The organism is Yokenella regensburgei, assembly GCF_051486985.1.
GTDB lineage: Bacteria > Pseudomonadota > Gammaproteobacteria > Enterobacterales > Enterobacteriaceae > CBFFRJ01.
The window spans coordinates 57,233-71,163 of the sequence record NZ_JAHVDV010000014.1; the positions used below are offsets into that span (position 1 = coordinate 57,233).

Genomic DNA, 13,931 nt, shown 5'->3' on the forward strand with positions numbered 1-13,931 from the left:
CAGGCCTCCCCGGGGTCGCCCGGAGGAGGCATAAGCTGTGTATGGATTACAGCGTCAGTACCACTTTGGCAGCTACAGCCAGTTGATACAGGATGGTAGAGATCCCACGTGTCACTTCGATGTTTTTCGATTCGTACTTCGGCAGAACCATGATTTCATCGCCAGCGCGCAGATCTCCGGCGTCATCAGCATCAACCGATTCGCCATTCTGACGAATTACGATGATTTTCGCATTCCCCGATTTCTGCGTCAGACCACCACATTTTTTGATGTAATCGTCTGCGTCCATGCCCTTCTGCCAGCTGACGGCATTCGGGAACAGGACTTCGCCATGTACCATCACCAGTGAGGTCTTCTCCGGGATCATGATGACATCGCCATCTTCCAGCAAAACGGAATCAATGTTGCTCTCATTGAGCACCACTTCACCTTTAGGCACCACCGTGCGGGCTTTTGCCACGAAACGGCTGACCAGTTGCGCTTCCTGAATACGTAAGCGAGCTTCTTCCTGCGTCGACGACTGGGCTGAGAGCGACGCTTCTTCCAGTTTTTGCAGCGACAGGTTCAGCATCTCTTTCTGACGCGTGGCGACGGACGTTCTGTAAAGCTGAATCGCGTTCATTTGCGACATGCTGTTCGGACGAATTTGTGCAAGCACCTGGCGCATGGTGGCGCCGTATGGCAGCACCACAGCATGCTCGCCAGAGTGTGCGCCATCGATACGTACCTGAATCGTACCTGCATAGCGATCGGAGCTGACAATCAGACGATCGCCGTCCTGCAACGAGCGGCCCGGTGCAGAGCTCAGCGGGTAGTATTCACTGCGTTTCATGGTGCCCTGCTGACGGATAATGGTCATGTGGGTCGCACCCGGTTTCGGGCGTGCCCAGCTCAGTGCTTCGGTGATGGGAATAGAGCTGTTGGCAAACTCAAAGTCGTAGCTGTTAAAGACATCACCTTCCACGCTGAAAGTGTGCTGGCGCGGGCCGACGATGATAGTGTCCCCATCTACAAACTGCGTGAGACCTAACTGGCCGTTGAGCAGGAAGTCATAGAGGTTCACACGCGAGCGGACGTTTTTGCCGCGTTTCACGGTGATATCGACATAGCTTCCGCGTTCGCTGTCAACGCCGCCGGCTTTGCTCAGGTAAGAGAGCAGGGAGTCAGATGCGACGCCGCCATACAGGCCCGGACTGCGCACATAGCCGGTCACAAAGACTTTTACCGGCTGCGCCTGCAGCAATGACGCATAGACGTTCACATTGGCGGTATAAACCTGTTTGATTCTCTGCGTGACGGCATTGTTGAGCTGGGCATTGGTCATCCCGGCGACTTTCAACGGGCCGATATTAGGCAGGAAAATGTTGCCTTTCGGGTCCACGGTCAGCGCGCCATCATATTCAAATGCGCCCCACAGGCGGACCTGGATGCTATCGCCGAGGCCAATCACATACCCTGGGTTAAAGCCCAGTCCAGCGCCTGAAGCCGCGCTGATAGAGGTAAACAGCTGGGCACCAAACATACGGCTTGGCAGCGCAGCCGCCACGGGCGGTGGTGTGTCGTCGAAACCGGACGCAACCTGGGTTTCTTCTGTTTTTCCTGAGATGAGCGAAGGCAATGGAGCTGCTCCGGTCAGGGCTGGATCGGCGGTGATGTCAGTTGGACCTGCCGCGTATGCCGTCTGGCAAGCCAAAAGCAGCAGTACCGTTTTCAGTAATTTCATTTTTAAACTCTGTAAACTCAACGATGCGTCAAAATTAATCTTTATGATCTTCAATCACGGCCAGTAGCAACTTAATGGTGCCGAAAAGTAAGCAGCAGACCAGCAGCCAGCTTGCCAGCAGGTAGCCACTATTAGGGAAGGTGGACTCCTCCGGGCGCTGTGGCGAACTGATAACCGACAGCACTTTCAGCTTACGGGCGCTTTCGAGACGGGTTTTTTCAATGGCTTTAATCGCCATGGTGTACATCTCGGTATCAAAGGTGACGCGGGCTTTAATCTCTTCAAAATCCGCCGCCATGCTGTTGAGCTTATTGGTGCCTGGTGCGGTGATTTTGCTCTGCTCTGCATCAATCTGTGCTTGCAGCGCTTTAATAGCGTTTTGCGTGCTGATCACCTGCGGGGCATCTTCACGCAGATAGCTCAACAGGTTGCGCAGTTGCGCTTCCAGCTCAATTTTTTTGCCCTGCAACGTCATGATCAGGGAGCTTGCCGCCGTTGCAGAAGCCTCCGGATCGAGGATGTTGTTCTGGTTCTGGTAGGTCAGCAGTTCCTGTTTACTTTTATCAAGACGCGCGCGTACCTGTTGCAGCTCTTCCTGAGCAAAGTTCAGCTGATCGCGGGCAATACTATGCGAGAGCTCGTTAATAAAACGTTCGGACTCTTTCAGTACCGCCCGGTTAAAACGCTGAGCAAATTCAGGGTCAAAACCTTGTGTCTGAATGGCAAGCAAACCGGTTTTATCATCAAAGGTGACGGATATACGGTCGCGGTAATAGTTAAGATATTTTTCTGCAGTGGTGTCTTTCGACAGGTGATAGATAAAATCCAGCCCGCTCTTACTCCAGGCATCGTGGAAATTGAGCTGTTTATCAAGCACCTTCAGCATGTCCGCTGAATTAATGTACTCTTTTAAATAAAGTGAATCTTCAGCAGAGCTGGGGTTAGAGGCACCTAACAGCAGACCTACGTTCAGGCTGGCGCCTTCGATATCACTCGGGCGCTTAACGGCGACCTTCGACTCACTCATGTAACGGGGCTGACTAAAGACAACCAGATAGACGATCAGCAGCGCCATAGGGGCACCGATAACAATCCATGCAAGGTGTTGCTGGACCCAGGCGAGATTAATTTTGGCTGTACGCGCACGTAACGAGGAAGCCAGCAGCTTTACTTTTTGTGTAGACATGTCACTTTCAACGTTTAGCCCCCAACAGGACGCTGAAGGGGGATACTGAATGGGTCTTATGATCAGGCGTGTATTAGTCGAAAATTCGAACCAAACCAACTACATCCTGGCTGTCATCAGTGATCAGCAGCGTAGAGATACGGTGTTTTGTCATTTTCTCTTCCGCCTCCGTGATCATCGCGTTTTGTTGCATGGTGATCGGATTACGCGTCATCATGACTTCGGCGGTCGCGTTAACAAAATCTTCGCATTTTTCCATATACCGACGTAAGTCGCCGTCGGTAATGATACCGGCCAGCTTGCCATTTGCTTTCACTGCCACCATACCCTGACAACCGCTGGTTAATTCCTGGATGATCTGGCGGAAAGTGGCGTTAATTTCTACATTAGGCACATGCGCCTGCATGACATCTGCCACGCGGGTCAGTAAACGGCGACCCAGTGAACCGCCCGGATGATAACGGGCAAAGTCATCAGGTTTAAAGTGACGCTCGCGAATCAGTGCAATTGCCAGCGCATCGCCAATAGCCATCGTCAGTGTCGTGGACGTGGTGGGTGCCAGATTATTGGGACAGGTTTCGCTTGTCATATTAAGTTCAAGCGTTGCATCGGCATGTCTGGCGAGCGTGGAGTGCGCATTATTGGTGATAGCGATAATTTTGTTGCCAAAATTTTGTAACGACGGCACTAATTTGAGAACTTCGTCCGTTTCACCGCTGGCTGAGATAAGAATCAGCACATCGTACGGGGTGATCATGCCTAAATCGCCGTGGAACGCTTCTGCAGGATGAATAAAGAAGCTGGGGGTGCCGGTGGAGGCGAGGGTGGCTGACATCTTACGCCCGACATGCCCGGATTTACCCATTCCGGAGACAATGACGTGGCCTTTACAGCCCACCATCAAACGCAATGCGGTCTCATATTCTTCCGCATTGATCACCTCGGAAAGATGGCGCAATGCATCGGCTTGTTCTGATAACGTGTTGCGAACACTGGCGATAAGTGCCTGCTCACCTGTTTCCGTTTTCAAATTAAAATCCATCTTTTTTTCCTGTTGAATTTTTCAACGTGACGGTAACCCAATCACTGCTAACAGGCGCGCCGTCACAACAACCGATTCAGTATCTACTTATCCGTTGTCAGTCGTTTTAGAGAAATGCAAAAAAATACCCTGCCACCGCGGGGTGACCGTTGTCTGGGTTCGTTGATGCTATGGAAATGGGGACTGTTTCTATTTGCCATGCTTTTTAGCACAAGCGGCATTTATACACAACCTCAACAGGGTATGGGTTACCAGAATTAATAGCTTGTGCAATCGTCAGCGGGGTGATAATGCCTGACGGGGCGCAGGTAAAAGATTTTTTGCACATTTGAGAAAGGCCATACGCTATATCTTTACTTCAATTACAGCCACTTAATTTAATATATCTTCGTCGGCCATTATGTTTATTACCTCAGCGCACAACGCACTATATATATAGAAAATTAATATAGATGAATGGAGTTTCAATAGTTTAGCGTAGTAACTACTGGCGACAGGGTTACAACCCAAAAAGCAGGCAAAAAAAAACGCCACCGCAGAGGGTGGCGCTTAGCGTGGTGCTACAGACGGTTAATCGTCCAGGAAGCTACGCAGCACTTCAGAACGGCTCGGGTGGCGCAGTTTACGCAATGCCTTCGCTTCGATCTGACGGATACGTTCGCGGGTCACGTCGAACTGTTTACCCACTTCTTCCAGAGTATGGTCGGTGTTCATATCGATACCGAAGCGCATACGCAGCACTTTCGCTTCACGGGCCGTCAGGCCAGCCAGCACGTCGTGCGTTGCAGCACGCAGGCTCTCGGTGGTGGCAGAGTCCAGCGGCAGCTCGAGGGTGGTATCCTCGATGAAATCACCCAGATGCGAATCTTCATCGTCACCGATTGGTGTTTCCATGGAGATTGGCTCTTTGGCAATTTTCAGCACTTTGCGGATTTTGTCTTCCGGCATCAACATGCGTTCAGCCAGCTCTTCCGGCGTCGGCTCGCGACCCATCTCCTGTAGCATCTGGCGGGAGATACGGTTGAGTTTGTTAATGGTCTCAATCATATGCACCGGAATACGGATGGTACGCGCCTGGTCTGCGATAGAGCGGGTGATCGCCTGACGGATCCACCAGGTTGCATAGGTCGAGAACTTGTAACCACGGCGGTATTCAAACTTATCAACCGCTTTCATCAGACCGATGTTGCCTTCCTGAATCAGATCCAGGAACTGCAGACCACGGTTGGTGTATTTTTTGGCGATAGAGATAACCAGACGCAGGTTCGCTTCTACCATCTCTTTCTTCGCACGGCGGGCTTTCGCTTCACCAATGGACATGCGACGGTTGATGTCTTTTACCTGCTCAATGGTCAGGCCGGTCTCTTCTTCGATCTGCTGCAGTTTCTGCAGACTGCGCTGAACATCTTCCGCGACATCGTGCAGTTTTTCAGACCAGGGTTTGTTCATAGCCAGCGCGGCGTTAAACCAGGTCTCATTGGTTTCATTACCCGTGAAGAGCGTAATGAAGTTTTTCTTCGGCATCTTGCACTGCTCAACACACATTTTCATGATGATACGTTCTTGCGTACGAACGCGATCCATCATGACGCGCATGCTGTTTACCAGGTAATCAAACTGCTTTGGTACCAGGCGGAACTGTTTGAAGACTTCAGACAATTGCAGAATTTCGGCAGCGGCATCAGCATGGCTACGACCTTTTGCCTTGATGGTGTCACGCGTTTTTTCATACTGCGCGCGCAGCTCGGCAAATTTTTCACGTGCCAGCTCAGGGTCGATGCTGTTGTCATCTTCCTCTTCTTCGTCTTCTTCATCCTCGTCTTCGTCGTCATCACGCTCTTCCTGAGACAACTCAGAGCCCACGTGCGTCGCCGTTGGGGCTAAATCTTCTTCAGCGTTAGGATCGACAAAGCCGGTGATGAGGTCAGACAGGCGAGCTTCTTCAGCTTCAACACGGTCGTACTGCTCCAGCAGATAAGTAATCGCTTCCGGGTACTCGGCAACAGAACACTGGACCTGGTTGATCCCATCTTCGATGCGTTTGGCGATGTCAATTTCGCCTTCACGGGTCAACAGCTCAACTGTCCCCATTTCGCGCATGTACATACGCACCGGGTCAGTCGTGCGGCCGATTTCAGATTCAACGCTCGACAGAACCTGTGCAGCAGCTTCTTCAGCATCTTCATCAGTGTTGTTGGAGGTTTCGGCAAGCAGCAGATCATCGGCATCCGGTGCTTCTTCCATCACCTGAATGCCCATGTCGTTGATCATTTGGATGATGTCTTCGATCTGGTCGGAGTCGACGATATCTTCCGGCAGATGGTCATTGACCTCGGCATAGGTCAGATAGCCTTGCTCCTTACCACGTTGGACAAGAAGTTTCAGCTGTGACTGCGGGTTTTGCTCCATAAGACGGTATCCACACTTAATTCAAGAGGGTTGGTGTCGGTTAGCGAAATGAAACCGCCAACTTGGTGTAACGAGGGCTTACTTATATTTTTGCCGCTGCCTCTCAGTGCGGCTGTCGGGCGCTTCCCGAACGATTATCGGCACTTAAGCCGTTGAATTTACTTTTTTGCCAGTTCCTGGTTTAGTTGCCAGAGTTCCCGGCGTTCTTCGCTGCTTAAGCCGTGTGTGCGGTCGCGAGCTATCAACTCTTCCTGCCGCCGTTCAAGCATCGAATCGAACATATGATTGAGCGCATCGGTGAACGTTTTTTCTGCAATGTCCTTATCTGCTATATCGTCCCACGTGGCCAGTTTTTCAAGGGTCGCGGCTTCTTTTGTGCCGCGATACTGTTCGAGCAGTTGTCCGGTGGTTAGACCAGGCTGTGACAGACAAGTGTTGACCAGTTCTGCAAATAAGCCAAGTCCGGCCATTTTTGAATCATCAAGACCCGTCAACGGTGGCACCAGAGGCGCCAGTTCAGGGCTTTGTACCAGCAACCCTATAAGTATACGCATGGTTGTGCGTTTTAGCTGAGGACCCGGGCGCGGCGCGGCATTTTCTGCCTGTTTTGGCATTAAACGATCAAGCTGAGCATCGTCGAAAATGCCAATCTTGTTGCCTAACAGCTGACGCAACTGAATGCGCAGTGTCTCGCCGGGTACCTGGCTAATCAAAGGCAGCGCCAGTGCAGCAAGCTGCGTTGTGCCGTCCGGTGTTGTCAGATCGGCTTGCGGCAACAAACTGTTAAACAGAAACGTTGAAAGGGGCAGAGCCTGCTCCATTCGTGCTTCAAAAGCCGCTTTGCCCTCTTTACGCACCAGCGTATCCGGATCTTCACCGTCAGGCAGAAACATAAAGCGCAACTGCCTGCCATCGTTCATGTATGGCAGCGCCGTCTCCAGCGCACGCCAGGCGGCGTCACGACCTGCCCGATCGCCGTCGTAACAGCAAATGACGTTTTTGGTCGCCCGAAACAACAGCTGTATGTGATCCGCCGTTGTAGACGTGCCCAGCGACGCCACCGCATAGTTAATGTCATATTGCGCCAGCGCGACGACGTCCATATACCCTTCGACGACAAGAAGCCGTTGAGGTTCATCACTCGCCTGCTGGGCTTCATAAAGGCCATACAGTTGACGACCTTTATGGAAAATGTCCGTTTCTGGTGAGTTAAGGTACTTAGGCGTGTCGTTACCCAGAACGCGCCCACCAAAACCTATCACCCGACCGCGTTTATCACGGATGGGGAACATCACCCTTTCGCGAAAGCGATCGTAACTACGCCCCTGATCGTTAGTGACCAGCATGCCCGCATCAATCAGAGATTGACGATTTTCCTGGTTTGCACCAAAACGCTTTAAGACGTTGTCCCAGCCGGGAGGGGCGTAACCAATCGCAAAACGGGCGATGACATCGCTGCTCAAACCGCGTCTTTCCAGATACTGGCGCGCCGGTTCCGCTGCAGAATGCGTCAGGGATTGCTGATAAAACGCATTCAGACCATCCATCAACTGATAGAGACTTTGCCGCTGGTGGCGCTCTATCTGACTGGGCCCGCTGCCTGCTTCATAAGGCACTTCCAGGTTATGCATGGCCGCCAGCTCTTCGACGGTTTCCACGAACTCGAGCTTGTCGTAGTTCATCAGAAAATCGATAGCGTTGCCGTGCACCCCACAGCCGAAGCAGTGATAAAACTGTTTTTCACCGTTCACGGTGAAGGAAGGACTTTTTTCGTTATGGAAAGGGCAGCAAGCGTGCCAGTTCTTGCCCTGCTTTTTCAGCTTCACCCGCGCATCGATCAGATCGATGATGTCCGTGCGTGCCAGCAGGTCATTGATAAAAACACGTGGGATTCGTCCAGCCATATGCCCCATTCATTTTTAACAATTCATAAACGAAAATAAGCCGCGCATTCCTTTCGGAAGCACGGCCTTTCAACTACAACTCTGTCTGTTCTGAGAGCTTAAGCCCTCAGGAGATTAGTACAGACGAGTACGGCGTGCGTTTTCGCGAGCCAGTTTCTTCGCGTGACGTTTCACTGCGGATGCTTTGGCGCGTTTGCGTTCGGTAGTCGGTTTTTCATAGAACTCACGACGACGAACTTCCGCCAGAACACCTGCTTTCTCGCAGGAACGTTTGAAGCGACGCAGTGCTACGTCGAACGGCTCGTTTTCACGTACTTTAATTACCGGCATGTAACTCTCACCTTAATAAATTCGGTTTGCCGCTGGCATCAACGCCAGCTTATTTCAAAATGGTGCGGAATTTTACTTCAACAGCTGCTGCTTTGTAAAGCACCACTACCGTTTTTGAAAGGGACTTTTGTAAGGGAGGGGAGTATACACGAACTCCTTTCAAGGGGAGAGTAAAGTTTTACAACAAGGCCCATTGGACCTACACTGCGCGGCATAAAAGCGAGGTAAAAATAGCCATGCGTGTACTGGGTATAGAAACATCCTGCGATGAAACTGGCATCGCGATTTACGACGACGAAAAAGGCTTAATCGCCAACCAACTGTATAGTCAGGTAAAACTTCATGCCGACTACGGCGGCGTGGTGCCGGAACTGGCTTCCCGCGATCACGTTCGCAAAACGGTACCGCTGATCCAGGCGGCAATCAAAGAAGCAGGCCTGACAGCACAAGATATTGATGCCGTGGCGTATACCGCCGGTCCGGGGCTTGTGGGCGCGCTGCTGGTCGGGGCGACCGTGGGGCGTTCACTGGCGTTCGCCTGGAACGTGCCGGCCATTCCGGTGCACCACATGGAAGGCCATCTGCTGGCGCCCATGCTGGAGGATAATCCGCCTGACTTCCCCTTTGTCGCGCTGCTGGTCTCTGGTGGTCATACTCAGCTAATCAGCGTGACGGGCATCGGTCACTATGAACTGCTGGGTGAGTCCATTGATGATGCCGCGGGTGAAGCTTTCGATAAGACAGCGAAACTCCTGGGGCTGGATTACCCCGGCGGCCCGATGCTCTCTAAACTGGCTGCTCAGGGCGAAGAAGGTCACTTTGTTTTCCCGCGCCCGATGACCGACCGTCCGGGGCTGGATTTCAGCTTCTCCGGCCTGAAAACCTTCGCGGCGAACACGATTCGTAATAATGGCAACGACGACCAGACCCGTGCCAATATCGCCCGTGCGTTTGAGGATGCGGTAGTCGATACGCTGATGATTAAGTGCAAGCGTGCCCTGGATCAGACCGGTTTTTCCCGGCTGGTGATGGCCGGTGGCGTGAGTGCTAACCGTACACTGCGCACGAAGCTCGCCGAGATGATGAAAAAGCGTCGCGGCGAGGTGTTTTATGCCCGCCCTGAGTTTTGTACCGATAATGGCGCGATGATTGCCTATGCGGGCATGGTACGTCTGAAAGTGGGGGAACCTGCTGGATTAGGTGTGACGGTGCGCCCGCGCTGGCCGCTGTCTGAACTGCCTGCTGCATAACAGATTGCCCGGTGGCATGTGGCTTACCGGGCTTTTATGCTTCGTCTTACGGCTTATCCGCCTCTTTTTTCTTCTTCAGCTTGTGCCAGATTTTTGTCTCCTGATGCCGCCACAGACGCTGAATATTGTCGTGATGGCGAATCAGAATCAGGCAGGAGAGCATGGCGACCGGAAAGGTAAACTGTGGTTTAAACCACCAGACGTAGAAGGGCGCAATTAACGCGCTGACAATCGCACCCAGCGATGAATAACCACTAAGCAGCACGCTTAACAGCCAGGTGCCGGCCATCACGCCCGTTAAATCCCAGCCGATAGGGGCAATGGCACCAAAGGCGGTTGCGACCCCTTTTCCCCCCTGAAAACGAAAGAAAACGGGCCAGATGTGGCCTAAACAGGCGGCAATGGCAATAAGCCCAAGCCAGAATGGCGTGACGCCCAGAGCATAGGCGCCCCAGACGGGTAACATGCCTTTTAGCACATCGAAAATCAGTACCGTTACGGCTGCTCCCTTGCCGCCAATTCTTAAAACGTTGGTCGCTCCGGGGTTACCGGAACCACTCTCGCGAGGGTCAGGCAGACCGGCGATGCGGCAGACCAGAATGGCGCTGGATATTGAGCCACAAAGGTACGCGAGGAGGATCATCCCAGGCGCGATTGCACTCATAACGCTGTTCCATTGTGAAAATGTCGTTTTATTTTCTGCATCAGTGGATAATACGCACAATTTATGGAAAGTGGTATCCAGGTTAGCCAAAAAGCAGGTGGGGCGTGATGGACATTGTATTTATAGAGCAACTTTCGGTAATCACCACTATTGGTGTGTATGACTGGGAACAAACCATCGAACAAAAGTTGGTTTTCGATATCGAAATGGCATGGGACAACCGCCAGGCAGCAAAAAGCGATGATGTCAGCGATTGTTTGAGTTATGCCGATATTGCCGAAACGGTAATTGGCCATGTGGAAGGTGCTCGGTTCGCATTAGTAGAAAGGGTGGCGGAAGAGGTCGCGGACTTACTGCTGAGCCGCTTTAACTCACCCTGGGTGCGGATCAAATTGAGCAAGCCAGGCGCGGTTGCGCGTGCGGCAAATGTCGGCGTTATCATTGAGCGTGGCAATAATCCGAAAAAAATTATTTAAATTCATAATCGTTAAACCAAACGCTAGTCTTCTGGTCATACGTGATGACCGTTTTGCGGCTTCCCTGGAGGGTAGCCGTTTTTTATGTGTAGGGGTATTTGATGAGCGATATGCACTCGCTGCTGGTGGCAGCAATTTTGGGTGTTGTCGAAGGATTGACGGAGTTTTTACCGGTTTCCAGTACAGGCCACATGATTATTGTGGGGCATCTGCTGGGGTTTGAAGGAGAGACGGCAAAAACCTTTGAAGTGGTCATTCAGTTAGGTTCAATTCTGGCCGTGGTGGTGATGTTCTGGCGGCGTCTGTTCGGGTTAATTGGCATCCACTTTGGTCACCCTCCTCATGAAGGAACAGGGCAACGTCGTCTGACGTTAGGCCACATTCTGCTGGGTATGATCCCGGCCGTGGTGCTGGGGCTGGTATTCCACGACGCCATCAAGTCGCTGTTTAACCCTGTTAACGTCATGTATGCCCTGGTGGTGGGCGGCGTTTTGCTGATTGCCGCGGAAATGTTTAAACCGAAAACGCCGCGCGCTCCGGGCGTGGATGATATGACTTACCTGCAGGCCTTTATGATTGGCTGTTTTCAGTGTCTGGCTCTCTGGCCGGGCTTCTCGCGTTCGGGTGCCACGATTTCCGGCGGCATGCTGATGGGCGTAAGCCGTTATGCTGCATCGGAATTCTCGTTTTTGCTGGCGGTGCCGATGATGATGGGGGCAACGGCGCTGGATCTCTATAAAAGCATGAAATTCCTTACCGCAGGGGATATCCCGATGTTTGCCGTCGGTTTTGTGACGGCATTCATTGTGGCGCTGGTGGCGATTAAAACCTTCCTGCATCTGATTAAACGTATTTCGTTCATCCCTTTTGCGATTTACCGTTTTATCGTCGCAGCCGCTGTCTACATGATCTTCGTGTAACGCTGATGCCCTCAGTCTTTGGGCTGAGGGCAGCGATGTTCTTTCCAGAGCCTGACGGCCTCAATGCGTCGACGCGTCAGCTCCTCCCGCACCTCACTTCCTTTAAAACCTGCCTCAATGACCGCTTTGGTTGGCACACTGCGTGCGACATCCCACGCCTCACGCAGCAGACGCCCCTGCGGATAGTCACTGGCTTCCAGGCCCGCTCGTCCACGCACATCCGCTTCGCTGGTCAGAGCGATTTGCTCCACGCGCACGGGTTTGCGCCAGGCGTCGATAGTATCGAACAGCTTGACGATGGTTTTAGGCTGCAGAATCGGGAAGGTGTGGATCAGATCGTGAAATTCAGCCACCAGTTTTGCCAGATCGCGGATCTCGTTCGGTACGCGAAAACGTCGACATACACCGTCCACCAGCCTCACGCCAGCGGGACCATGTCCGTGGTGGCGAGGCCATAGTTCAGGTGGTGTGAGCCCTTTGCCAAGATCGTGGCAGAGGGTCGCGAAGCGAACATCGACCTCCGGGCTGAGCATGGCGGCCATCGAGACGGTCATCAGCGTATGTACGCCGGTATCAATCTCCGGGTGCCATTTGGCGGGTGCCGGAATGCCAAACAGCACATCCACTTCCGGGAAAAGCACTTTCAGAGCGCCGCAGTCGCGTAGCGTCTGGAAAAAAACCTGAGGGTTGCGGCTTCTGAGCGCATTCTCCATCTCTTTCCAGACGCGCTCAGGTGTTAAATGCGCCAGCTCGCCAGCGGCTGTCACGTCGCGCATTAGCGTCATGGTTTCATCAGCAATGCGAAAACCCAGGTGTGCATAGCGGGCGGCGAAACGAGCCACGCGCAGTACGCGCAGGGGATCTTCAGCAAAGGCCGGGGAGACATGGCGAAGCAGGCGATTACTCAGGTCCTGCTGCCCGCCGTAGGGGTCAATAATGTTGCCATCACTGTCCTGTGCGAGGGCATTGACGGTCAGATCACGGCGCAACAGGTCTTGCTCAAGCGTGACATCCGGTGCGGCATAGCAGGTAAAACCGGTGTAGCCGAAACCGGATTTTCGCTCGGTTCGGGCAAGGGCATACTCTTCATGGCTTTGAGGATGGAGAAACACGGGAAAATCACGGCCTACCTGCTGGTAGCCCGCGTCGAGCATTGCTTCGGGCGTTGCACCCACTACTACCCAATCTTTGTCTTTGACCGGCAGACCTAATAACGCATCACGAACTGCACCACCGACCAGATAACTCTTCACGCCGTCCTGCTCCTTACGTCTGCTGACGCTTAGCTGAACCTGCCACGAGAGTGCGACAGGTTCTTCATTTTAGCCGACAGATAATACGTAAGCGTGCAGAAGATGGCTAATCGGTTAGTTCATCCAGCGATCTTTACGCTTGCGGGTAGGGATGAGGTGCGGCAATACCAGGCCGAGGAACAGGCCAACACCCAGCACGCCACCGCCGTACATAAACCACTGCATGATGATGGTGCGTTGCTTATCGTCAAGTTGCAGGTTCGCTGCATTCACTTTCTTCTGGGCGACAATCAACTCATTTTTGAGCTTTTGATTCTCTGCCTTCAGGTCGTTAATTGCGCTATCGCTACCGGCCACTTTTTGCTGCATTTCTGCGGTGCGCTGGTTCCAGGTGTTATCAATGTTATTGAGTTTTTCGGTCAGCGTCTTAACCTGATTTTCGAGATCGGGAACGCGGGTGCGCAGGCTTGGCTGCGTGTTTAACTCTTTCAGGGGGATCCAGGCCGTGCGGCCGGTGTTATCACGGATTTGGGCATAATTGCTGGCATCGTTAGTTTGCAGCAGTTCTACCTCTTCGCCCGCGTTCAGCGTACCCAGCAGGCGGTAATTGTCGCCCGGGCCACTGCGTACCCAGGTGTTCAATTCATCAGAAACGTAACGTTTTTCTTCGGCGTGAGCCAGGGTGGAAACGCTAAGCGCAAATAAGGTTAATCCAATCAGGCGTAATTTAAGCATCAGGCAGTCGTTATTATCTTTAAACGTGAACGGTAATAA

12 protein-coding genes are annotated in these 13,931 nt (G+C 52.6%); 3 read left to right on the forward strand and 9 right to left on the reverse strand.

Annotation, left to right across the window (positions count from 1 at the left end; translation table 11 throughout):
* Positions 1 to 46 precede the first annotated feature (46 nt).
* The 6 genes from KXR87_RS11675 to rpsU form a co-directional block, all read right to left on the reverse strand.
* Positions 47 to 1,723 (reverse strand): polysaccharide biosynthesis/export family protein, encoded by a 1,677-nt coding sequence (locus KXR87_RS11675; protein ID WP_437432409.1) that lies wholly within the window; start codon positions 1,721 to 1,723, stop codon positions 47 to 49.
* 34 nt (positions 1,724 to 1,757) lie between these two features.
* Positions 1,758 to 2,909 carry a capsule biosynthesis protein gene (locus tag KXR87_RS11680; protein WP_437432410.1) on the reverse strand — a complete coding sequence of 384 codons (1,152 nt, stop codon included), beginning with the start codon at positions 2,907 to 2,909 and terminating at the stop codon, positions 1,758 to 1,760.
* Between the two features lie 73 nt (positions 2,910 to 2,982).
* On the reverse strand, positions 2,983 to 3,951 hold the full coding sequence (locus KXR87_RS11685; RefSeq protein ID WP_437432411.1) for a KpsF/GutQ family sugar-phosphate isomerase: 969 nt from the start codon (positions 3,949 to 3,951) through the stop codon (positions 2,983 to 2,985).
* Positions 3,952 to 4,521: 570 nt separating this feature from the next.
* Positions 4,522 to 6,360 (reverse strand): RNA polymerase sigma factor RpoD, encoded by a 1,839-nt coding sequence (rpoD, locus tag KXR87_RS11690; protein ID WP_437432412.1) that lies wholly within the window; start codon positions 6,358 to 6,360, stop codon positions 4,522 to 4,524.
* 158 nt (positions 6,361 to 6,518) lie between these two features.
* Positions 6,519 to 8,264, reverse strand: coding sequence for a DNA primase (gene dnaG / locus KXR87_RS11695; protein WP_437432413.1), 1,746 nt, complete (start codon positions 8,262 to 8,264; stop codon positions 6,519 to 6,521).
* 114 nt (positions 8,265 to 8,378) lie between these two features.
* Positions 8,379 to 8,594 carry a 30S ribosomal protein S21 gene (gene rpsU / locus KXR87_RS11700; protein ID WP_001144069.1) on the reverse strand — a complete coding sequence of 72 codons (216 nt, stop codon included), beginning with the start codon at positions 8,592 to 8,594 and terminating at the stop codon, positions 8,379 to 8,381.
* 236 nt (positions 8,595 to 8,830) lie between these two features.
* Here rpsU and tsaD point away from each other — a divergent pair, with 236 nt between their 5' ends.
* Positions 8,831 to 9,844 carry a tRNA (adenosine(37)-N6)-threonylcarbamoyltransferase complex transferase subunit TsaD gene (tsaD, locus tag KXR87_RS11705; RefSeq protein WP_437432414.1) on the forward strand — a complete coding sequence of 338 codons (1,014 nt, stop codon included), beginning with the start codon at positions 8,831 to 8,833 and terminating at the stop codon, positions 9,842 to 9,844.
* A 46-nt stretch (positions 9,845 to 9,890) separates the two neighbouring features.
* Here the strand turns inward: tsaD and plsY are convergent, their stop codons facing one another.
* Complete coding sequence (gene plsY, locus KXR87_RS11710) at positions 9,891 to 10,508, reverse strand: glycerol-3-phosphate 1-O-acyltransferase PlsY (protein WP_437432415.1); 618 nt, start codon at positions 10,506 to 10,508, stop codon at positions 9,891 to 9,893.
* 107 nt (positions 10,509 to 10,615) lie between these two features.
* Here plsY and folB point away from each other — a divergent pair, with 107 nt between their 5' ends.
* Positions 10,616 to 10,984, forward strand: a complete 369-nt coding sequence (folB, locus tag KXR87_RS11715) for a bifunctional dihydroneopterin aldolase/7,8-dihydroneopterin epimerase (RefSeq protein ID WP_437432416.1) — start codon at positions 10,616 to 10,618, stop codon at positions 10,982 to 10,984.
* Positions 10,985 to 11,085: 101 nt separating this feature from the next.
* The gene (bacA, locus tag KXR87_RS11720; RefSeq protein ID WP_437432417.1) at positions 11,086 to 11,904 is read left to right on the forward strand and encodes an undecaprenyl-diphosphate phosphatase; all 819 of its coding nucleotides are present in this window, start codon (positions 11,086 to 11,088) and stop codon (positions 11,902 to 11,904) included.
* Between the two features lie 11 nt (positions 11,905 to 11,915).
* On the opposite strand, the gene KXR87_RS11725 is transcribed toward bacA, so the two are convergent.
* Both KXR87_RS11725 and KXR87_RS11730 read right to left on the reverse strand, forming a co-directional pair.
* Entirely contained in the window at positions 11,916 to 13,157 is a 1,242-nt protein-coding gene (locus KXR87_RS11725) for a multifunctional CCA addition/repair protein (RefSeq protein WP_437432418.1), read from the reverse strand.
* A 114-nt stretch (positions 13,158 to 13,271) separates the two neighbouring features.
* Positions 13,272 to 13,892 carry a TIGR04211 family SH3 domain-containing protein gene (locus KXR87_RS11730; protein WP_437432419.1) on the reverse strand — a complete coding sequence of 207 codons (621 nt, stop codon included), beginning with the start codon at positions 13,890 to 13,892 and terminating at the stop codon, positions 13,272 to 13,274.
* Positions 13,893 to 13,931 lie beyond the last annotated feature (39 nt).

Coding starts and splice junctions, on each gene's coding strand:
- KXR87_RS11685 (WP_437432411.1), bottom strand. CDS start 3,951: ATGGATTTTAATTTGAAAACGGAAACAGGTGAGCAGGCACTTATCGCC.
- rpoD (WP_437432412.1), bottom strand. CDS start 6,360: ATGGAGCAAAACCCGCAGTCACAGCTGAAACTTCTTGTCCAACGTGGT.
- KXR87_RS11680 (WP_437432410.1), bottom strand. CDS start 2,909: ATGTCTACACAAAAAGTAAAGCTGCTGGCTTCCTCGTTACGTGCGCGT.
- bacA (WP_437432417.1), top strand. CDS start 11,086: ATGAGCGATATGCACTCGCTGCTGGTGGCAGCAATTTTGGGTGTTGTC.
- tsaD (WP_437432414.1), top strand. CDS start 8,831: ATGCGTGTACTGGGTATAGAAACATCCTGCGATGAAACTGGCATCGCG.
- dnaG (WP_437432413.1), bottom strand. CDS start 8,264: ATGGCTGGACGAATCCCACGTGTTTTTATCAATGACCTGCTGGCACGC.
- folB (WP_437432416.1), top strand. CDS start 10,616: ATGGACATTGTATTTATAGAGCAACTTTCGGTAATCACCACTATTGGT.
- KXR87_RS11730 (WP_437432419.1), bottom strand. CDS start 13,892: ATGCTTAAATTACGCCTGATTGGATTAACCTTATTTGCGCTTAGCGTT.
- rpsU (WP_001144069.1), bottom strand. CDS start 8,594: ATGCCGGTAATTAAAGTACGTGAAAACGAGCCGTTCGACGTAGCACTG.
- KXR87_RS11675 (WP_437432409.1), bottom strand. CDS start 1,723: ATGAAATTACTGAAAACGGTACTGCTGCTTTTGGCTTGCCAGACGGCA.
- plsY (WP_437432415.1), bottom strand. CDS start 10,508: ATGAGTGCAATCGCGCCTGGGATGATCCTCCTCGCGTACCTTTGTGGC.